Source organism: Actinomycetota bacterium (genome assembly GCA_030650795.1).
Taxonomy (GTDB): domain Bacteria; phylum Actinomycetota; class Actinomycetes; order S36-B12; family S36-B12; genus UBA11398.
Genome location: JAUSDJ010000040.1, coordinates 164,500 through 185,294, shown reverse-complemented (window position 1 = coordinate 185,294; position 20,795 = coordinate 164,500). Strand labels below are relative to the sequence as shown.

The window sequence follows — 20,795 nt, the reverse complement described above, 5'->3', positions numbered from 1 at the left end:
TTGAAGCCCGCCGACTATTGGGGAAGATCACGTGCCCGATCACGCATTGCAACAGGTGATCGCAATTCCCCGCAATGGTTACATCAACCGACTGCAAGCTTGGGCCAGCGCATCAATCCTAGGCAAGGCCCTCGGCGTACCAACGCGATTGCTCTGGGAATTCGAGCCAGCTGCCCCTGCCAGTGCAGATGAATTATTCGGTTCGGAGTTTCTCAATGCCATTCGCATCAGTCGCGAAGAAGTCGATGCGCTTCTCGGCTGCGATCACGAAGATCTGCCTCGGTATCTCACCGCCCTGCCTGAACGCCATGCAGTCGTGCTTGCCGGCCACGATCGAGGCGAGCAGGTCTTCATGTCGCAGTTGCAGGACGCCCTCGCCAAGGACAGCACGGTGAGATCACTGGTGATCATCGCGGGCGGTCAGTTTCATGAGCAGAATATTCATGCATTCGACCAACTTCGTCGAGAGTTCTATCAATCGGTGCAATGGAACACTGCCCTGGAATCGCGAGTTCGCGCGGCACTTGATGGGCGCGGAGCTTTTCTTGCTGTGCATGTGCGTCAGACAGATCGCTCCTTGACTGCACCGACGACTCGCAGCATGCGTCACGCTCTTTCACGACTTCAAGGCCAGACACAACTGACTTCAGTCTTCATTGCCGCCGACACACCCGATGCACGAGATGCATGGCAAGGCATCGTGCGCGACTTGGGCCTGAAGCCTTGGTCCTTGAACGAGCAGGGTCACGATCGCAGTTCCACGAAAGGTGGGGTTGATGCGATGGTGGATTGGCGAATCCTTAGTGCGGCCCAAGGACTCGTGTACTCCGCCGACTCATCATTTGGTCACGAGGCTGCAACCATGATTGGCAAGAACAAGCCAACCATCGGCCTGAGGGCCTCAAGTGGACAGCAACGAGCGCGCAATCTGCTCAGACTTGCCCACTCAGCGGTGACCTATCCACGTCGGCATTTGTGGCGCTAAGCCCACGAAGTCAGGAGCTACGGAAGGAATCCATCAGTCAGCTGCTGCCCTCGGAGGCGGAGAGCATCTGCGGGCGATGGCGTGCACAGCGGGAAGACTTCCCAGCACTGATCAGATGTCAGCGGCAATTGGATCACCAAGCCGTTGCCCAAGGGCAACTCGCGCACTGAGACATCGCGCACCGGAACCACTGAGTAAGGGATTGATATCCCCAGATTCCAGTGGGCGCCAACTTTCCTCGCGCCAAGGTCTGAGCGGAATACGAGACTGAAAACAGTCACCAGGACAATTGGCACGCTGAACGCAATCACGGTGGGCGTTAGCCAAGCTTTCCCGATGGCCTCTCCTGGATGATCCTGCTCGTACAGGCGCCACAAGACCCATCCGATGATTGTCGCGGGCAGCATGAACAGCGGCCCCCATATGAAGCGGAAGGCTGGCGGCAGCAGGAAGAACCAGATAAGGATCGCAACAGCACTTGGGATGAGTGCCAACAGCAGACGACGCCAACGAAAGGCCACACGCGTGGTTCGCGCTGCAGTAGCCACAGCGAATGCAGCCGCAAGCATCATGAATGCGAACTGGTAGCTCTCCCATTGCGAAGGTAGATGCGAGAACCAACTCCCAATCCATGACCAGCCATCAGCAGATTGCCACATATGCTCTCGATCGCGGTGGTAGCCAAGAGTTGCCAGACGCACGGGAGTCGGATCTGCTGCCAGCCACGGCACAGAGAAGTGAAAGATTGAAAGTGGGTACTCCAGCCAGCCGCTGAGCACATAGTCACGCGCGGCCGAGATCGATCCGACCACGACAGCGATCACGCCGACGAGCACACTGGCACGAATCCAATGCTCAAGGGGGTTCGTGGGTCGCGTTCGCCAGGCCTTGAACAGCATCACGAAAAGGCAGGAGACTGCGAAAACGGCCATCGTTGGCCGCAGCAGGATGAGCATCATGGAAAGCACCGCCAGCGTCGCGGCATCGCTTACCCAGCCCTTTGGCTTTGTCAGCGCATCTGCCAGATAGGCCGAAGCAATGATCGTCACCAACAGCACAGTTGAGTCTTGGGTCGGACTTGTCACCCAGTAGTCAGCAAGGGCGATCATTGGCACCAGTGCTGCAAGCAGACCAACTGCAAGAACAAAGAATCCAGCACTAAGTCGTCGCTGCCGGCCGCGGATGAAGAAGTCGAGGACAACCAGCGCGATCAACAGGCCATTGAGGAGCCGAAAGCCCTCGCTGTCCCAGGGGCCATTGTCAAGCAGGGCCGCCAAGGGAAACTCGGCATTGCTGTAGCCAAGCGCTGAATACAGATTGGCAAGACCTGGAATCGTGGCGAAGTCGCCCGCATATTGAATTGCCCCAAGGTGGTACAGCCCGGAGTCGTAGTTCGTTACTGGTCCCAATACTGCAAGCGCAAGGTACCCAACAGCCATAGCCATTGAGGTCCACAGAATCCAGAAGTGTCTCCGCCCCACCCGGTGCCACCTCAAGGCTCGCGACTTCCTCAGGAGCCACACCCCTGGGACTGCGAGCAGCGCAGTCAAAGAGATGAACGCCACTGCCGTCCACGCGCTGCGCAAGGGCTGGAAGAGATTGACGAAGTACGCGAAGACGGTGACCGTCAGAGCGCCCCACCAGATGGATGAACGCAGAACACCGGCCAAGGTCTGGCGGCCGGATAGGAATCCGGCGGGAAGCAGGCCGATGCTGCAAAGCACAACTGCACATACCAACCAAGTGGAGAGCACAAGAAGTGTGCCGACGAGAGTTCCCATCAGTTGTCGGTCGAACTCAGCCCATGATCAGTCGGAAATAGTCAATCGTCCGAGCCAATCCTTCGGCCAGAGGAACCGTGGGCTCCCAGCCAAGAGTCAGGCGCGCACGGGTGATATCCGGTTGCCGACGAACTGGATCGTCCTGGGGCAAAGCCAAGTACACCCGATCCGAAGCGGAAGCTGTCTGCTCAATGACGAGATCAGCTAGCTGGGCAATCGTGAACTCGCCAGGGTTGCCAAGGTTGATCGGCCCCGTGACCTCGTCTGGAGAGTGCATCATCGCGATGAGTCCCTCGACGAGGTCATCGATGTAACAGAAGGATCGAGTCTGCTGGCCCTCGCCGTAAATGGTGAGCGGCTCACCAGCCAAAGCACTCACGACGAAGTTCGACACCACCCGACCATCATGTGGATGCATGCGCGGCCCATAGGTATTGAACAGGCGCACGACCTTGATTCGCAGATTGTGCTGGCGGTGGTAGTCGAAGAAGAGAGTCTCAGCTGCCCGCTTGCCTTCGTCATAACAAGCGCGTGGACCGATCGGGTTCACATTTCCCCAGTAGTCCTCAGTTTGAGGATGCACCAGCGGATCTCCGTAGACCTCAGAGGTTGAAGTCAGAAGGATCTTTGCTCCAGTGCGCTTTGCCAGCCCGAGCATGTTGATCGAACCGTGCACAGCAGTCTTGGTCGTTTGCACAGGATCACGCTGATAGTGAATGGGCGATGCCGGACAGGCGAGGTGGTAGATCTCATCGACTTCGACATAGAGCGGGAAAGTCACATCGTGGCGCATCACCTCAAAGCGAGGGTTGTCCAATAAGTGCGCGATGTTGTCCTTGGTTGACGAGTAGTAGTTGTCGACGCACAGCACTTCATAGCCATCGTTGAGCAGGCGCTCGCACAAATGTGAACCGATGAAACCCGACCCACCGGTTACAAGAGCACGACCTCGGCTGATCGTCACGATGCCCTCCTTCGACGCTGTTGACGGTACCCATCGAGCTGATCCAGCATTCCGCGCCAAGTGGCATTGAAATGATGAATCCGCGTCCACTCATCTGCCTTGCGATCCACAACCACAGGAACCGGAACTGTCGGAAACTGCATGCTGCGCACCGCTGTCAACTCATGGCGATCCTCAACTGTATGGGTAGCGCTCTCGCCGAATCCAATGTTCTCAATCAGATTCACATTGCTGGTCGCTGTGAGCTGCTGCGAGACCATGCTGGCCAGCACAAACTGGCCATCCCAGGTATCCACCTGCTTGCGTGCCAGCAGCTCGAAGATTCCAGTCCAGTAGACAGTGGCTGGGATGGAATGCCCAACGCGTGACCACAGGGTTCGAATGGGAAGGCGTGATCGCCAACCGGCGATATCGAGTTGATGCTGCTGCCAGGAACGACGCCAGGTTGCCCAGCCCCAAATATGAGGAACCTGCGAAAAGCGGTAGGCCTGATCTGGATTTGTCTGACAAGCAGGTGGCACGAAGTTGCAGCCGGAGATGGCGAATACCCGCTGATCTTGCTCATAGCGGTCGAGCAACTCCGTGCAATACGGAAAGAAGCTCGGATCAGGAATAATGTCGTCCTCCAGGATGATGCCCCGCTCGACATGTGCGAAGAACCAGCTGATCGCTGTTGAGACTCCCCGCCCGCAGCCAAGATTCTGCTCCTGAAATTGGGTACTGACCTCGCAGGGCCAGTCAATGGTTGCGACCAAATCACGGCATTCCTGCACGCGCTCCGCCTCACCTTGACGGCTTGGCCGCGGGCCATCTATGGCCACGTAGATGGTCGTCGGCGCAATGAGCCGCAGTCGATCCAGGAGTACCCGCAGCAGATCTGGCCGATTGAATGCCATGACCAGCACGGCCTCAGTTGTCACGCTGCTCCCGCAACTGCTCGATTTCTTCCTGCAGCAGCGCGATCTCTTCGGCAAGGCGCCGGATGCGCATCTCGTGCCGACTCAACTCGTAGCTCAACTGCACACTGACCAGCACCAGGAGCACGACGGTCACGAAGAACAGCAGATTGACCGGCGTCGCGACACCAACAAGATTTGCGAACCAGTCAAGAGCTCCGGGCACGACTGCAAAGAAGAGCGCAGCGCCCGAGAAGAACAACCAAAGCACCGCATACTTTTCGCGCAAGGCTCCGCGGCGAAGCAGGCTGAACACAAAGATGAAGGTGACGATTGCAGTGATGCCAGCCAGCACATTTGCGGTCATGCAGCATCAGCCTTCGGAGTCCGACGCGCGCGCGTCGTGGTGGCGATGATCGCCAGAGCGGCTCGACCCAGGTACAGCGCCGACCAGATGGCGTTCTTGCTCGGTCGTCCGGCCTGCCGGAAGTACATGGTCACCGGTGTCTCATGGATGACGAGCCCATTGCGAATCGCGATCGACAATGAGCCGACCGTGTCGCCGAGATAGTCAGCGGGATATTCGACCGCGAAAAGATCGATGGCTCGCGGGCCAGCGCTGCGAAAGCCCGACGTGGGGTCAGAGATCGTGCCGCGATTCATCCGGCTGAGGGACTTCGAAAGCAGCACCATCGCCCATCGACGCGGACCGCGAACCAAATACTTCGAATTGGGATGGAAGCGGGTGCCAACAACTACGTCTGCCTCTACGAGGCCTTCGATGACTCGGTCCAGATCGGCCGGATCGTGCTGACCGTCGGCATCCACCTGGACCATCGCCCCGTAACCCTCGCGCTTGGCATAGAGAAAGGCAGTGCGCATCGCGCCGCCTACGCCAACGTTGAACGGCAGGATGACCACGATTGCTCCGGCAGCCTTCGCCAAGTCTCCCGTGTCATCGGTTGAACCATCGCTGACCACGAGAATGTCCGCATCCGGCCGGTGTTCCCGCACCTTGGCGATCACATCCGCGATCGAGCCAGCCTCGTTCCAGGCAGGGATGGCCACGAGGGTTCGCAGGGATGTCACGAGCGACAACGGTAGTCCACTGTTTGCCGCGATCTTGCGCTCACCCGCGGGCTAGCACGAGCCGCTCAGTGCGTGAGCGGCAGGCGGTCCTTGCTCGTCCGGGCCCACAGGAATATGCCCATCACCCATGCGATCGTCGCCAGAGCCGTCACGATGCTGACTGGAACAAGTGGCGCGTGCAGCAGTGGGCTCCACTTGATCGGCAGAGTCCCCTCGATCAGCGGTTGGAATTGCCCGGCGATATAGCGCTGGATATTGACCCAGTAGGCAACGCAAGCGCTGATGGAGAGCAGCGCGCCAATCGCAATCGCCGGGGCTCGAGGCAGCGCCAGCCTTCGAAGCGGGTTGGAGCTCAATGCGGCTGTGGCGATCAGGACGGTGAGCAACGGCAGGATGTACCGCGGCTGAACGAGTTCGCCAACGTTCAGGTGCTGGGACTGCAAATAGGCAAGCGGCACCAGGATCAGAGCGCTGGCGGCGATGCCCATGGCAATGATCTGACGAGTCGAGGCCTGAGCCAGACCGCGATAGAGCAGCGCGCCCACCACGATGACGCCGATGAAGTTGACGATCGCCGGCATGTTGGTGTCGAACCAACCCAGCGATCCGCCCACGATGCCTTGGAACAGTTGCGGAAGTTGCGTGACATTGGTCAGCAGTAGCCCAATGCCTGAGTCTTCCTCGCCAGTGGTTCCTGAGCCGCCGCCAGCGCCTAGCAGCGTGGCCGAGGAGACCGTGAAGTACAGGATCACTGCAAGCAGGCACAGCAAGCCAAGACTGGCCAAGCGAATTGGCTGCTTTCGAGCCTTCCGCCAGCCGTGCATGGTGAGCACCATGAGAGTGGCCAGCACGACATAGACATTGGAGTCCACCCGGCTGCTCATCGCGAGAAAGGCACAGATGAAGGTGCCGGCGCCAAGCAGCAGACTCCGGCGATCGAACTTCCGCGGATCCTCAGGAGCATCGGCATCGGGCCCAAGGGGGTCGCCTCGGTGCAGCCAGGCAAGGGCGAAGGCCCAATAGCCAGCCAGTCCGATGATGGTCCAGGCGCTCGGGTTGGTGGAGACGGTGACGAAGATGCCGAGCGGAATAAAGGTGACCGGTATGGCGATCATTGCGGCTGAGGCGATCCCCTTCGGCGTCAGTCGCATGATCGCTGCCATCAGCAGTGCCGCCAGCAGGGAGTTGAACAGGCGCATGGCAACAACTGAACGCTCGACATTAGGGCCGACGAACACTGACATGACCTTGTAGAAGCCAGGGGGGTACAGGCCCTGGATGTCATTGACGCGTTCAGTCCACACCATCGTGGTGTCCTCACGCGAGGCCCATTGGCATCGAGCAGTCTGGCCGGGAAGAAACCGGAAGCATTCAGAGGCATCCACCACATTGCGCGGAACCTTGCGAGTGTCGGGATAGGCGTCGTCAAGCTCGCAGACGCCGTCTTGGATCCCACTGCCACACCAGATCGAACTGAGGTGATAGTCGTCATCTGGAGCCGAGCCCACGGGGGAAGTCACTGCCCAGCCCGAGCACATGATGAAAAAGGCAATGGGGAGTAGCCACCAAGCTCTGCTCCGCACCCACGCATCCTACGTAGGCAGCAGCGGGCCGCCGACCACAGTTGATCGCGGATCCCTGGCCTTCTCCGTACGATTGCGGCAACCTGAGTACGGAGGCACGCGTGACCACGTTCCAACTTGGCGATCGATTCATCGGTCCCGATCAACCGACTTACTTCATTGCTGACATCGCCGCAAACCACGATGGCGATCTGGACCGTGCGCTCGCGCTCATGACTTTGGCCCGCGATGCCGGTGCGGACTGCGCAAAGTTCCAGCATTTTCGAGCCGCCCACATCGTCTCTGATTACGGCTTTCGATCCCTCGGTGGTCAGCAATCGCATCAGTCTTCCTGGAAGAAATCAGTGTTTGAGGTCTACGAGGACGCAGCAGTGTCGTGGGACTGGACGCCGGTGTTGGCCGCACACGCGCAGGAACTCGGCATTGAATTCATGTCGGCGCCATACGACCTCGAAGCCGTTGCGCATCTCAATCCATATGTGCGCGCATTCAAGGTGGGCTCCGGCGACATCAATTGGCTCGAAGAGCTTGAGGCAATTGCCAATCTTGGCAAGCCAGTCATGATCGCTGCTGGTGCGGCTGATCTTCCAGATGTCGAGCGTGCAATGGAACTGCTGCGAGCACTGCGTGTGCCAGTAGTGCTGATGCAATGCAACACGAACTACACCGGTTCGATTGAGAACATTCGATATGTGAATCTTCGGGTGCTCTCCCAGTTTGCCGCGATGTATCCCGATGTGACTCTTGGACTCTCCGATCACACGCCTGGACATGTCACGGTGCTGGGAGCCGTCAGCCTTGGCGCCCGAGCCGTCGAGAAGCACTTCACTGACGACACCACCCGCACTGGTCCAGACCACGGCTTCTCACTTGATCCAATCGGCTGGCGAGCAATGGTCGACGACACCAGAATGCTCGAGGCTGCCTTGGGAACCGGCAGCAAGCAGGTCGAACCAAATGAGCAAGAAACCGTTGTGCTGCAACGTCGTTGCGTGCGTGCATCTCGTCCGCTTCTCGCGGGAACCATGCTCACCGCGAACGATGTCGAGGTCCTGCGTCCAGCCCCCCGCGAGGCGATTCCCGCTCATGAATTCGAGGCGGTGATCGGTCGCACCCTGACGCGTGACCTGCAGTTCGGACAAGAACTTCAGTGGGCAGATCTCGAATCGTGACCGAAAGTGTCCGATGAGCATTGACTGTGTCTATGCAAGCGCGAGTTGGGGCTTGCACGATCTGCGCTGGACGAATGCCCTGCGCGAACTCGGACATGAGCCTGCGGTGGTCGTCCTTGGACGCGACGTTGAGATAGGCAATTTCCGCAATGCTGTTGTCGAGGCTTCCGCTGCCGAACTCCCCGTTCTCGCTGGGCCGCTAACGACCGTCACTCGGCACTTGAACATTGACCATGACTTGCCGAAGGTTGTCGGACTCTCCTGGGGCTTCGACCTTCATGAGCTGGAAACCACCCGCGATCTGACCTGGCTTGCTGAACTGAGTGGATTGATCGTTGACTCCGATCCGACCATGAAGATTGCCTTGCAATGCGGAGTGCCTGAATCGCATCTGACCTTCCTGCCCTGGGGAGTGGATCTCGAACTGTTCACGCCCACCGGACCGTTGTTTGATCTGAGTTCCCTGAATCTCCAGCCCGGCACCCGTCTGCTGCTCTCGTTGCGCGCTCATGAACCCCTGTATCGAGTGGAGGAGATCGTCAAAGCCTTCGCCCAAGCGCATGACGATCATCCAAATCTCGTGCTGCTCATCGGCCACACCGGGTCTCTTACTCGTGACTTGCGCTCACTTGTGACCGAGCTCGGTCTAGAAGAATCTGTGCGCTTCATCGGAGCAATTGATGAGTCGCAAGTAGCCGAACTGATGCGGGTCTGCGTCGGCTACATCAGCGCAGCCGAGGTCGATGGAACTTCAGTGACCTTGTTGCAGGCCATGGCCTGCGGCACTGCGGTGATTGCCTCTGATTCCCCAGGCAATCTCTGCTGGATCAGCCCGAACACTGGTTTCCTGTTTCACATTGGCTCGGTCACACAGCAGGCCGCTGCCATCTCTCAAGCACTGACCATGGATGTCTCGCGCCGCACCGAGGCTGCGCTCGACCTCGTGCGCAGCAGAGCCGACTGGCATGCCAACCTGGGTCGGCTTGAGACCGCCCTCTTCGGCTAATTCACCGTTGCCGCTGCGACCTGGAGTGCGAACTGCGACCAAGTGGGCACATTCTGTGAATCAAGCCCGGCGCTCAATCCAAGCCGAGCCTGTGCTGATCCATAGGCGGTGAAGAGCTCGGTCAGTTCCGCTCGCGAGGAGGCCGGAACCTGGTGAGCTCCGCGACCTTGCATCAACTTCCCTGCCGGCTGCACTCCGTCGAAGATCACGGGGACGCCAAGGCGAATCGCTTCAAGCACTGGGATGCCATATCCCTCGATACCGATGGACAGGAACACATCGCTGCTGTTGACGAGCTCATAGACTTCGTCATCGGAAGCACCCTGCACCCAGGTCACCGGATAGCCAGAGTCAATGGCCCCTTGCAGCGCTTGATTGATTGCCTCATCCGACGAAGAGCGCTTGCCAATGAACACAAGCTCGGCATCCAAGCCGGCATCGACTGCATCCATGAAACCGCCAAGGATTTCCAGCGGTCGCTTGCGGGCTTCCAAAGTGCCAAGTCGCACAAATCGGCTTCTGCCAGTTGAACTCTTCACTCGAACGGGCAGGTGATCACCACCAGGGTGAGCCACGCTGATGGGCAATGCCCGATCGCGACGCAGACGATCATGGATCGAATCGCGCGCGTAGGCACTGATGCACACAACAGAGTCAGCAACTGCCAGCATCCGGAAGTACTCACTGACCCAGGCAGCGTTGCCAGGCTTGAATCGGTAGTTCGCAGGCTCAGTCATTGGCAGGGTGTCGTAGCCAATCATCACCGTGCGCATGCATCGACGGAAGATTTCAAATCGTTCAAGAACACTTGGAAGGTAGGACACTTCAGGCAACAGCCAGCTGTCATACAGACTCACCAGCTCACCGAGCTTCACGGCAGTGACCTCGCGCGCAGCCAGCAGACTTGCCAGCTGCTCATGAACCAGGCCAAGGACATCGTCTTGTGGTTCGCGGTGTTCGAATGCGATCGCGATGAGTGCAGCAGCCTGCTGCGGATTCAAGAGCAGATATTCACCGTCGCGGACCGGGTTGGGAACAACAAAGTCAGCCGGCACCCGCCCCGATGGCCAATGCATTGCCAGATACTGCAATACCCGTTGAATGCCAGTGCCGTACGGATCGCGAATGAACTGTTCGATATCAATGCCGACGTAGGTCATGGCTGTAAACCCGCCGCTTCTTCCAGAACCGCGAGCAGCAGTTTGGCGTATCTGGCAGGCGACATCTGCTCGAGGTACTCAAGCCGTTGAGTATCGCGCAGCTCCGGGTCGATCGGATTCCGGAGACGGTATTCAATTGCCTCAGCCACCATCAAAGAGCTCACATCATCTGGCAGGCGATCGATGTATGCGGGAGTGTTGACATCGATAGCAAGGCCTGAGCTGGCCACACTCGTCGTGCCAAATGCCGCCAGATCGCTCAATGGCCCGCTGACGCCAAGAAGCGGGCTCACCCGCAATTGGACACCAAGATCAACCGCAAGCAGATAGTCGCGGAACTGGTCTTCACTCACGAATCCAGTGATCTCAAACTCAGCGATCCCGGCCTCTTCGGCTCGCTTGGTCAGCGATTGAACGTCGTCCGGTGATGCAGAGCCGACGAGATGCACACTGACGCGGTGCCCCCACTGGCTCAGCCAGGCTGCTGCCTCAACGACGACATCTGTGAGCTTGGTGCGAAGGTCGATGTAGCCGAAACTGCCTAGGTGCACGAGGTCCGCATGGAAGCCAAGGCGCGCCCGCGCTGCTGCGCGCAATTCGTTAGAGATGTGTTCAATGTTCGGCACCCGTTGATTGGCGAAGGGAAGCACCCGCGGCGTGATGCCAGTCTCGCGCTCAATGCGCGGAGCTGCGCTAGGTGAATGCAGAACGAGCAATTGCGCCTGATGGGCCAGCTCCCAGAAGCCAGCATTCCGCAGAAGCCGCATGTCATCGATCTGATCATCGAGTGATGGATCCAGTGATCGCTGCTTTGATCCGCGCACCATCACTTGCTCGACTCCGCCTTGGCCGCGCATCGCCATGTAGTACTCGACCATCCGGGTGTCATGCGCGATGGCGACCGCATCAATCAGGCGCATCGCCTCGATGTACGGCACGTGGAAATGCGAGTTGCCCACGACACATACAAAGACATCGTGCTCGTGGCCATGAGCCAGCACGTCATCGATATTTGCGTGGTTCAGACCCTCAACTTGCGCATCCGAGGTCGTGTACACCGTGACGTCAGCAAGCCTCGCAAGTTCGGCGATCGTAGCCGCAGAGAAATCGGCCACCCCCGATTTCTGTGGCAGCCAAGGTGTGCCAACACCGATGCTGAGTCGACGGTGAGCATCCGTAGCCCGCGAATACTCTTGCGGGTGCCTGCGGGCTGCGCCACTGCGTGCACCAATGCGCTGAGCGATCGAGTTCTCAAGCTCTTCATGCATATGACGCTTGAGAATTCTCATTTCGTTTCGTTGAGTTGCAGACTTGCCACGGTGCCGGCTGATTGCCTTGGCCAGAGCTCGGATGTCACCCGCAGGCGCGAGGTACGAATCGGATCCAATGAGTTCCCGGTGCGCCGGAATATCTGATGCGACCACGGGTGCACCGGCCCGAAGAGCTTCAATGATCGGCAAGGACAAACCCTCATCAAAGGACGCTACGACGACCAATTCGGTGGTACTGAGCAATTCATGCATGTCCTCGTCACTGATGCGCTCAAGGGTCCGAGCCTCGCCAGGACGAAAGGCTGCGGCAATGGACCAGTGATGCACCCGGGTCTGCTGGCCCGCCATGCCCAGCACGACTACCTCGCGAGATTCCTGGCCTCCGGCGGTCGCGGCACCAATTGCGGCCAGTGCGCCGTAGGTGTTCTTGCGGGGCTCGTCACCAGTCATCACCACGATTGGGCCACGACGAGACTCTCCGGCCATAGCCGATGCCTGCTCAGCCTTCGGCAATACATCTCGAGGCCAGGCAACACTGCTCGTTATGCCTGCGACCCGATCAGCACCGATCCAGGCATGCAGCTCCTGCTTGGCAAGATGCGAGATGCAAATGAAATCGTCGTAGTGGCGCAGGGCATCAAGGCCAGCGGCGTACTCGGCTCTTGCTGCCAGATTGTTGAGATAGATCGTCGGGTAGTGCATCGGAATGAAGTCGAACACCACTGCGACCTTGTGCGCATTGCTGTGCAAGAGCGCAAGCAGTGGCTCTGCGCTAGAAGTCATGGGTGAAGGTTGAATGAGCAGGCCGAAGTCTGATGCATCCTCCACGCGCACCCGGGTAATTTGGCGACACTGCCCTGCGAGCTCGTCAGGCAGGAGTTCAAGAGCAGGATCAACGAGCAGTACAAGTTCATCATCAGTCGCAGATTCGCGGGCGCTTGCCAGCGCCGCGAGTGCAAAGCGGCCGATGCCGCGCGCGCCAAAGGTGGAGGTTTGCAAGCTGCGCGCGTCGAAAAGAATCAGCTTGCCACTGGCCCCTGCCAGCGAAGATGGTTGAGCGAGCTTCAATCGCAGCCGCAATGCGGCAGCTAGCCGGCCGATCTCATCTCCGTGATTGTCGGTGCGCGCATTCAGCATTTCGTCGGAGTCATAAGGACCGGCATCGAGCCAGGCCTGGGCTGCAGCGCATGAATCAGGCGTCAAAGGCTCGAGTTGAAAACCACCAGCAGGCATTGCGGGCTTGTCGCTGGCGTTGATCCAGTTCACTTCGTCAGCGGGTGCTTTGCCAAGATAGGCCGGATCCGTCAAATGCCCTTGATTGACGATCACATGCTTGAGGTGCCGGCTGCGTACAAGTGACGTGCGCACCGGCCCCGGCAGATGCGCGAGGCCTTGGCGCAATTTGAACTGGCCAACTCGCGCGCCCTTGCTCACCTTGCGCGCCAACTTCCAGGTACGCGAGTCTTCAACTTGAGTCAAGGCCCCACGTAACTCGCCAATCTGCTTCTCGTATTCGGTAGTTGGCACCTCGTGCCTGATGTCATGCATGAGCAGTTCACGTTGCCAGACCCGTCGGATATCTGCTCGGTTGACACGATCCGTGCGGTGCGCGTCGTCAGACTGCACCCAGCCGTCGGCTCCAGCATCAATGGCATTGAAGGGAATTGCCAAATCAATAGTGAGTTCGCTGTGCTCTTGGGAGACATACCAAGAATTCACTCCGTCAAAGCTGACAAGTGCATAGCCCGCATCCAGAACAGCTGCTTCCCAGGCCGCATGCGATCGGGTGCTCGTGCCAGGCACCACCGACTCAATGCACAGCACCCACGGTCGATGACGCCCAAGATCCAATCCCGCAAGAACGCTGGCTTCTGCGCCCTCGACATCGATGGACATGAAGTGGATCTCTTGCAGGGCGGAGTCGTCGAGAATTCCGCTCAGCTTGCGCGCTGGCACCGCAATCGAACTAGTCTCAAAGCCACGAGCGGCCGCCTCCTGAGCCTCTGCAGCCTCCAGGCTGCCAAGCCCAGTGCCGGGAACTCGGTAGAAGACCAGTTCGCCATCGCGATCAGCAGCCGCGCACTCAATGACAGTGTCCAGCGGACGATGGATTCGTAATTGCTCGGCATGCGCCGGGTCGGCTTCGATGAGCAGGCCTCGCCAGCCCAAGTCGTACAAGCTCGCAGTGATACTCAAATGCCGAGGCTCATTTGCTCCAACATCGACGTAGGTGAGACCAGAGTTCGGCAGCCCACGAAAGGCGCGCCACACACGGATGTCCTCGCCGTTTTGGGCGTAGGAGATCCTCCGAGCAGTCACGAGAGTCGAGCGTAGGGCTTCACGCCGAATTAGGCCTCGTGCCAGAGGGCCTGCGGGTCGCCGAGCAGCAATTGGTCGAACTTCACCATGCTCTGCGCGATCTCTTCGAATGTCTTGGTGTGCTGCCAGCCAAGTTCGGCGTAGGCCCTGCTGCTGTCGCCCCGAAGCAGGGTCGGGTCGGTGTGCCGACGCAGGTCGTCGTTGGAACGAACAAGGGATTGCCAGTCGCTGATACCGGCGGCCTTGAATGCCAGCGCGATGAAATCAGTGAGTTCGTGGCTCTGCCCAGTTCCCAGGACATAGTCGTGCGGCACATCAGCGCTGAGCATCAATCGCATAGCGCGGACATAGTCAGGAGCCCATCCCCAATCGCGCGATACATCCAGATTGCCAAGCTCAAGGAACTCCTGTTGTCCCGCCGCAATCTTTGCCACCGCCTGCGTGATCCGTCGGGTCACGAAACTTTCGCCGCGCAGCGGAGACTCATGGTTGTAGAGGATTGCAGCGGTTGCAAACAGGCCTTCAGCTCGCGCTGTGTCAATGAGTTCCAAGGTCTCGGCTTTGCCAACGGCATAGGGCGTCACCGGGCATCGTGGAGTGAGTTCATTCTGTGGAGAGACCTCAGTGCCCTCAAATACCGTGCCAGAGGCGGCCTGTACGAAGCGCAAGTGAAGGTTCTGCCGAGCCAGCCTTCGGCTGGCAGAGAGGATCGCCTCCACGGCCCCAACATTGACTCGACGGGTGACTTCAGGGTGCGCAGCGGCTTCTGATAGCGAGCTGATGCCGCCAAGGTTGTAGATCTGGTCGGGCTGCAGATCGACAATCAGCTGCTCGAGCTCGACTGGATCGCCAAGATCGCAGGAAAGCACGATGGTTGCAGGCGCGTAACTCTGAAGAGTCGTGATGTCGTGTCCTGGCTTGACCAGACCGACGACCTCGAAGCCATCATCAAGAAGCATCTGTGAAAGCAGGGTGCCATCTTGCCCGGCAACGCCCGTGATCAGTGCTTTCATTGGATTCCCCGCTGGTTGGAAGGTGTCAGCGAGCTAGAACTTGCCCTCAGGAGCGCCCTCAAGTCGAGCGATGTCTGCGTCGACCATGATCTTTGCCAACTCTGGTGGCAAGACCTTGGCCTCCCAGTCCAATGTGCTCTTGGCCTTTGAGGCATCGCCAATGAGTTGGTCGACTTCGGTGGGACGCAAGAACTTGGGGTCGAATTTCACGTAGTCCTCCCAAGCCAACCCCACATGCTCGAAGGAGAACTGCAGGAAATCTCGGATCGTGTAGGCCGAGCCAGTGGCCAAAACGAAATCCTCGGGCACATCTGCCTGCAGCATCCGCCACATGCCGTCGGTGTACTCCGGCGCATAGCCCCAATCACGAATGGAATCCAGATTGCCCATCCACAACTCGCTCATCAAACCCTTGGCGATGCTGGCAACCGCCAAGGTGATCTTGCGAGTCACAAAGGTCTCGCCACGACGTGGCGATTCGTGATTGAACAACTGGCCATTGACAGCGAACATGTCGTAGGCCTCACGGTAGTTGCGGGTAATCCAGTAGCTGTAGACCTTCGCCGCGCCATAAGGACTGCGCGGATAGAAGGGGGTGTCCTCATTCTGCGGCGGTGGACTGGCACCGAACATCTCGCTGGTACTGGCCTGGTAGAAGCGAATGCTGGTGTCATGGCTGCGAATCGCCTGGAGCAGATTCAGCGTGCTGATGCCGCTGGCCATGGCGGTGTGCAGCGGCTCATCGAAACTCACGCGCACATGTGACTGCGCCGCAAGGTTGTAGACCTCATGCGGGCTGATCATGCGCACCAGTTCGTGCATCCGCGCCGCATCGGTGACATCGCCGTAGTGCAGATGCAGGTTCTGCCCGGGAATGTGCTCATCGTGGTGCAGGTGATCGATGCGTCCGCGATTGAAGGAACTCGAACGGCGCACCACCCCATGGACTTCATAGCCCTTTGCAAGCAACTGCCCGGCCATATAGGAGCCGTCCTGGCCCGTCACACCGGTGATAAGCGCGCGCTTGGCCTCCGTCAAGGCTTCCTCCGACCGGATAACGGACAAGTGAAGGCTTGTCCCACAACACTGAATCCCCGAACCCTAGCGGTGCCCCCATAGACTCACCGCGTGACCGTGGCCGTCGTCGTGCCGACTTTTCGGCCGGACTCCGCATCGCTGCTTGCGCTGATCGGATCACTCCAGAGCGCCGGACTGCCAGTACTCGTCACTGACGATGCCTCCCCTGTGACCTTCGATCCGGTCTTTCGCGAGGTCGCTGCGCTCGGTGTCCAAGTTATCCGACATGACCACAACACCGGCATCGCTCGTGGCCTCAATGACGGGCTGCGCTTCGCGGAGGCTCAAGGAGCCAACTGGCTGCTGACCGTTGATCAGGACACCGAACTTCCGACCGGCTATCTGGAATCAGTGCTGCCTTGGGCCAAGGAAGGTGTCGGGGTAGTGGCCGCAGAGCATGTCGACGATGCCAGCGGGCTGCTGTCCTACCCCACCCAGTACAGCAACGGATTCATGACCACCCATGAGGTCATCCAAACCGGCTCACTCTGGTCGATCGCCAATATGCGAACGGTGGGTGGCTTCGATGAATCCCTCGGGATCGATGCAGTCGACGCAGCTGCCTGCCTGCGTCTGCGCGAACGGGGCTTACGCGTGGTGCTCGCCCCTGGAGTTTCGCTCTCGCATCACCTCGGCTCAGCCCGGCAGATCCGCATCCTGGGACGCACCGTGCTGGCAACCGGGCACAGCCCAGGGCGTAGAACAACGATGGTGCGCAACCGCCTCAAGCTGGCTCCAGCCGAATTCCGACAGTCACCGATCCACGCGCTTCGCACCCTGCGCCGCGTTGCGGTCAATCTGACCCTTGGCGTAATCGTCGAGGACGATCGCTGGGCCAAGGCCAAGGCCGGGCTGCAAGGTTTGCGTCCCGGCTCGAAGGCTTAGCCTTGCGCGACTTACTAGGGGGTCTGGCGTGAAAGGCATCATCCTGGCTGGCGGCACTGGCAGCCGGCTGTGGCCAATAACCAAGGGAGTCAGCAAGCAGCTCCTGCCGGTCTATGACAAGCCGATGATTCACTACCCATTGGACACCTTGATGGGTGCGGGGCTGCGCGAGATCCTGGTGATCACCACGCCCGACGATGCTGAGAGCTTCTCGCGCCTGCTCGGCGATGGTGCAGATCTTGGCATGAGCATCCAGTACGCGGTACAGCCAAGTCCTGACGGTCTGGCACAGGCATTCCTGATCGGCGCTGATTTTCTCGCAGGAGACCAAGCCGCCCTCGTGCTCGGCGACAACCTGTTCTATGGGCCGACCCTCGGCAACAAGCTGGCTGCCCTGACGCAGCAGGTCGGTGCGAATGTCTTCGCCTATGAGGTCGCCAATCCATCTGAATATGGAGTGGTCGAGTTCGACTCGAACGGCGTTGCGATCTCCATTGAGGAGAAGCCCGCTGATCCCAAGAGCAACTTCGCTGTGCCCGGGCTCTACTTCTACGACGAGACTGTTGTCGATGTCGTTAAGACGATCAAGCCGAGCGCACGTGGGGAACTGGAAATCACATCCGTCAACGATCACTACCTGCAAGCTGGCACGCTCACGGTCACGGTGCTCGAGCGTGGCACTGCCTGGCTTGATACCGGGACCTTCAGATCCCTGCAGGATGCCGGCGAATTCGTCCGGGTCATCGAGGATCGCACAGGGCACAAGATCGGGTGCATCGAAGAGACTGCCTGGCGCAATGGCTGGATCGACGACGAGCAGATGCTCGCCCACGCGCATGGATTGGCGAAGTCTGGCTACGGCGAGTACCTCACTCGGCTTTTCGCGCGCGGACGCGGGCCACGCACCGCCTAGAACGCACCTCGCAACTTCAGCACTCGATAGCTCAGCCGGCGCAGACTGGCCTGTGACCAGCTCCCCACGTGGCCGCGCAGGCGATCCCACCGCGAGGGACGGTACTCGGCGGCATAACGCGCCTGCCAGGCACGGAAGTCGGCCATCTGCCGATGGGCCAGCGTGGTCGAAGCCGAACTCGCGCTGACCCGGAAGCGTCCCCCGGCCCGCCTGTCGACCACGACACTGCCGTTCACCAAGACCTTCTCGTACTGCACCAGGTCAAGCAGCAGCAGTTCCGGCGACCTCCACGGCATCGTGGAAAGGAGCGCATCGCGCCGAAAGAGCACGATGAAGGGCTCGCCGATCACATTGGTGCCATGGCAGAAGCAGGCATGGAGTGCTTCCGCCTTGGAGTTATCGCCCTCACGAAGCCCTACGCATCCGCGATTGCGGAACAGCACCCGTCCTCGTGAGTCGATGATGTGCCTGCGCGCGGTGGCCATCACCGCTTCCGGATTGCTGGTGAGCTGTGCGACCTGGCGCTCAACGAGCTCTGCATCGATGAGGTCGTCCTGGCTCATCGCCTTGATGAACTCTCCGGTCGCTGCCTCGGTGGCCGCAGTCCAGTTGGCTTCCATGCCGGCACCTGCGGGAATGCTCATGAGCCTGACCCGGCTGTCGTCGATTGCGGCGAGGTACTCCAGGGATCCGTCCGTCGAGCCGCCATCGGAGATCACGATCTGCAGATTGCTATGTGTCTGGTCAAGAATCGACTGGATGGTGATCGGCAGGTACGGCATGCCATTCAGGACGGGCACGACCACCGAGACCAATGAAGGCACAGGTAAGAGTATCGATCTCGGACTGCCATCAACGCTGCACGCGATACAGAGTCAGGGTCTGCCGCTGATCGCCTTGGTAGGTCTCGGAGTCCAGAGCCATGACCTGCCAGCCTGCCGGAAAGGACCAGTCATCGGCACAAGCGCTGTCGGTCAGCACGTAGTCGACTCCCGCCTTCGTCAACGCCAAGACATCCTCACCTGCTCGTCGTCCCGGGTCCTGGAAGATCAGGAAGTCGTCCTTCGCCACAGGCCAGGCCAGACCCTGGTTGTAGTACACGACTGGGGCTCCGGTCGCCAGCTTGAGCACCTGCGGATCCAGGCAGTTGCTGCTGACGACCAGACCCGGCCGATCGTGGAGGAGCTGGGCGGCCGCCTGCAGACGCGGGGTCTGGACATCGATCACGCCCTCATCACGGGCGAAGGTGCGAAAGCCCTGGAAGTCCACAAGCGAAGTGGCCCATACAAGAGTGACCAAGGCGAGCACCACAAGGTCTCTTGCACGCACTGAGTTCGGCTGGCATCGCAGTGAGGCGAGCGCTCTGGCCAAGACGATGCTGATGAGCAGCGAGCCGACCACGAGGTACTGCAGCCAGAACCGATACGGCTCCTGATCGAATCCCCAGACGTCATTGGCCGCCATCACCACCGCCCCCGCGGGCAGCGCTACGAGCAATGACTTGAACGCCGTCGCACCCCGACCGCGCAGCATCCACGCGGCCGCCAGAGCGATGACTGTCAGCGGAACGACGGCCAGGAGTGCCTTGTCCCACTGCACGCTGAGATTGCTCGAATCGGTCTCTCGGAAGAGCAGGAACTCATTGCCTCCCGCCAGGCCGAGCACCGTTCGGACAACCTGCAGGCCACTGGTGATCGCAAGGACCGCGAGCAGCAGGGCCGCCATTCGCACGTGCGCTCGGAGCAACGGGAGCACGGCAGGCAGCAGGGCTGCAAGAGCGAGAGCGAGGGTAGGCAAGGGACCGACAGCAGCAGCCACTTGCTGACCTAGCGCGAGCACAAGGCCCACCAGCACAAGGGTTGCCACCGTGCGCGAGCGCGACTGGTAGGTGCGCAGGCACCAGATCGCGATGAACACGGCCATGAGACTGACCGTGGTGAAGAAGGCGTAGGTGTGCACATTGGCCAGGCCGCCCGTTATCGCGGCCGCGACGATCATGGCGGCCTGCTGGGTGCGATCAGACCGCATGAGTCCTGCGGCACAGAGCAAGGCCAAGGCGATTGCGCAGGTGCCCAACATCAGGCCGATCGCTTCTGCATTGAGCGTGAACAGCGATCCGAACGGCCCCCACAGCACTGCATGAGTGCTCAAGTGCGTGAACCAGTTGCCGGCAGAAAGGGTTGACCAGGTTCCAGTGAACAGAGCCAGTGCCGGCAGGATCGGAGCGAAGGCCAAGCCAGAAACCCGGACTGCGCTCCACCCCAGCAAGCCGACAGCGCCGCCGACTGCGCACAACCCAAGGAGGGTCCAGACCGACGGCACGCTCAATGAAGTCGCGCGCGCGAGCAGTCCGACCAGGAAGTACCAGGCGCTCGGATAGAAGCTGGTGCCCGTCTGGCTGAGTGGCTCGACCATCCGCAGATCGCCGTTGGCGACATCGATGGCGATCGCGGCATAGGAGAGCTGATCGCTTGAGAAGTAGTGACGAAAGCCGGTCGTCCAACCAAGGCCTCTGATGGGCTCGACCAGGATCATCAGCACCCCGACCTGGGCCAGGAGGTAGGAGAGCCCAAGGAGCACTCGGTGCCGAGTACTCGATTCGTGCTCAGAAGTCTGCATGCAACTCACTTGTCTGGAGGTCCGCCAACCTAGGATGACCACACACTAGGCGGGGACGCCGA

The 20,795-nt window shown here is 59.8% G+C and carries 17 protein-coding genes; 5 read left to right on the top strand and 12 right to left on the bottom strand.

Annotation, left to right across the window (positions count from 1 at the left end):
• The first annotated feature begins 31 nt into the window (after window positions 1–31).
• Window positions 32–985 (top strand): hypothetical protein, encoded by a 954-nt coding sequence (locus tag Q7L55_12815; GenBank protein ID MDO8733431.1) that lies wholly within the window; start codon window positions 32–34, stop codon window positions 983–985.
• 17 nt (window positions 986–1,002) lie between these two features.
• Here the strand turns inward: Q7L55_12815 and Q7L55_12810 are convergent, their stop codons facing one another.
• The 6 genes from Q7L55_12810 to Q7L55_12785 all read right to left on the bottom strand — a co-directional run bounded on the left by Q7L55_12810 (window position 1,003) and on the right by Q7L55_12785 (window position 7,298).
• Window positions 1,003–2,766 (bottom strand): hypothetical protein, encoded by a 1,764-nt coding sequence (locus tag Q7L55_12810; protein MDO8733430.1) that lies wholly within the window; start codon window positions 2,764–2,766, stop codon window positions 1,003–1,005.
• 16 nt (window positions 2,767–2,782) lie between these two features.
• On the bottom strand, window positions 2,783–3,730 hold the full coding sequence (locus tag Q7L55_12805; GenBank protein ID MDO8733429.1) for an SDR family oxidoreductase: 948 nt from the start codon (window positions 3,728–3,730) through the stop codon (window positions 2,783–2,785).
• On the bottom strand, window positions 3,727–4,650 hold the full coding sequence (locus tag Q7L55_12800; protein MDO8733428.1) for a hypothetical protein: 924 nt from the start codon (window positions 4,648–4,650) through the stop codon (window positions 3,727–3,729). Before Q7L55_12800 ends, Q7L55_12805 begins: the two co-directional genes overlap by 4 nt.
• Window positions 4,640–4,993, bottom strand: coding sequence for a DUF2304 domain-containing protein (locus Q7L55_12795; protein MDO8733427.1), 354 nt, complete (start codon window positions 4,991–4,993; stop codon window positions 4,640–4,642). Before Q7L55_12795 ends, Q7L55_12800 begins: the two co-directional genes overlap by 11 nt.
• Window positions 4,990–5,715 carry a glycosyltransferase family 2 protein gene (locus Q7L55_12790; protein ID MDO8733426.1) on the bottom strand — a complete coding sequence of 242 codons (726 nt, stop codon included), beginning with the start codon at window positions 5,713–5,715 and terminating at the stop codon, window positions 4,990–4,992. Before Q7L55_12790 ends, Q7L55_12795 begins: the two co-directional genes overlap by 4 nt.
• Window positions 5,716–5,780: 65 nt before the next feature.
• Complete coding sequence (locus tag Q7L55_12785; GenBank protein ID MDO8733425.1) at window positions 5,781–7,298, bottom strand: DUF2142 domain-containing protein; 1,518 nt, start codon at window positions 7,296–7,298, stop codon at window positions 5,781–5,783.
• 101 nt (window positions 7,299–7,399) lie between these two features.
• Between Q7L55_12785 and Q7L55_12780 the strand changes: the two genes are divergently transcribed.
• Window positions 7,400–8,470 carry an N-acetylneuraminate synthase family protein gene (locus Q7L55_12780; GenBank protein MDO8733424.1) on the top strand — a complete coding sequence of 357 codons (1,071 nt, stop codon included), beginning with the start codon at window positions 7,400–7,402 and terminating at the stop codon, window positions 8,468–8,470.
• Window positions 8,471–8,483: 13 nt separating this feature from the next.
• The gene (locus tag Q7L55_12775) at window positions 8,484–9,476 is read left to right on the top strand and encodes a glycosyltransferase (protein ID MDO8733423.1); all 993 of its coding nucleotides are present in this window, start codon (window positions 8,484–8,486) and stop codon (window positions 9,474–9,476) included.
• Here the strand turns inward: Q7L55_12775 and Q7L55_12770 are convergent.
• The 4 genes from Q7L55_12770 to gmd are packed head-to-tail and all read right to left on the bottom strand — an operon-like array spanning window position 9,473 to window position 16,277.
• Window positions 9,473–10,636: a glycosyltransferase gene (locus Q7L55_12770; GenBank protein MDO8733422.1), complete on the bottom strand. Its 1,164-nt coding sequence runs from the start codon at window positions 10,634–10,636 to the stop codon at window positions 9,473–9,475. The genes Q7L55_12775 and Q7L55_12770 overlap by 4 nt on opposite strands.
• Complete coding sequence (locus tag Q7L55_12765; GenBank protein MDO8733421.1) at window positions 10,633–14,226, bottom strand: FkbM family methyltransferase; 3,594 nt, start codon at window positions 14,224–14,226, stop codon at window positions 10,633–10,635. The genes Q7L55_12770 and Q7L55_12765 overlap by 4 nt, the downstream gene beginning before the upstream one ends.
• A gap of 29 nt (window positions 14,227–14,255) precedes the next feature.
• Window positions 14,256–15,239, bottom strand: a complete 984-nt coding sequence (locus Q7L55_12760) for a GDP-mannose 4,6-dehydratase (GenBank protein MDO8733420.1) — start codon at window positions 15,237–15,239, stop codon at window positions 14,256–14,258.
• A 33-nt stretch (window positions 15,240–15,272) separates the two neighbouring features.
• Window positions 15,273–16,277 carry a GDP-mannose 4,6-dehydratase gene (gene gmd, locus Q7L55_12755; protein MDO8733419.1) on the bottom strand — a complete coding sequence of 335 codons (1,005 nt, stop codon included), beginning with the start codon at window positions 16,275–16,277 and terminating at the stop codon, window positions 15,273–15,275.
• A gap of 90 nt (window positions 16,278–16,367) precedes the next feature.
• On the opposite strand from gmd, the gene Q7L55_12750 reads away from it, so the two are divergent.
• Together Q7L55_12750 and rfbA are read left to right on the top strand one after the other, a co-directional pair.
• On the top strand, window positions 16,368–17,201 hold the full coding sequence (locus tag Q7L55_12750; protein MDO8733418.1) for a glycosyltransferase: 834 nt from the start codon (window positions 16,368–16,370) through the stop codon (window positions 17,199–17,201).
• 28 nt (window positions 17,202–17,229) lie between these two features.
• A complete protein-coding gene (gene rfbA, locus Q7L55_12745) occupies window positions 17,230–18,114 on the top strand; it encodes a glucose-1-phosphate thymidylyltransferase RfbA (protein MDO8733417.1) in 885 nt (294 codons plus the stop codon).
• Here rfbA and Q7L55_12740 read toward each other — a convergent pair.
• Entirely contained in the window at window positions 18,111–18,938 is an 828-nt protein-coding gene (locus Q7L55_12740) for a glycosyltransferase family A protein (GenBank protein MDO8733416.1), read from the bottom strand. The genes rfbA and Q7L55_12740 overlap by 4 nt on opposite strands.
• Window positions 18,939–18,966: 28 nt before the next feature.
• Window positions 18,967–20,733, bottom strand: coding sequence for a hypothetical protein (locus tag Q7L55_12735; GenBank protein MDO8733415.1), 1,767 nt, complete (start codon window positions 20,731–20,733; stop codon window positions 18,967–18,969).
• Window positions 20,734–20,795: the final 62 nt, after the last annotated feature.

Coding starts and splice junctions, on each gene's coding strand:
- Q7L55_12810 (MDO8733430.1), bottom strand. CDS start 2,766: ATGGGAACTCTCGTCGGCACACTTCTTGTGCTCTCCACTTGGTTGGTA.
- Q7L55_12795 (MDO8733427.1), bottom strand. CDS start 4,993: ATGACCGCAAATGTGCTGGCTGGCATCACTGCAATCGTCACCTTCATC.
- Q7L55_12775 (MDO8733423.1), top strand. CDS start 8,484: ATGAGCATTGACTGTGTCTATGCAAGCGCGAGTTGGGGCTTGCACGAT.
- Q7L55_12770 (MDO8733422.1), bottom strand. CDS start 10,636: ATGACCTACGTCGGCATTGATATCGAACAGTTCATTCGCGATCCGTAC.
- Q7L55_12760 (MDO8733420.1), bottom strand. CDS start 15,239: ATGAAAGCACTGATCACGGGCGTTGCCGGGCAAGATGGCACCCTGCTT.
- Q7L55_12735 (MDO8733415.1), bottom strand. CDS start 20,733: ATGCAGACTTCTGAGCACGAATCGAGTACTCGGCACCGAGTGCTCCTT.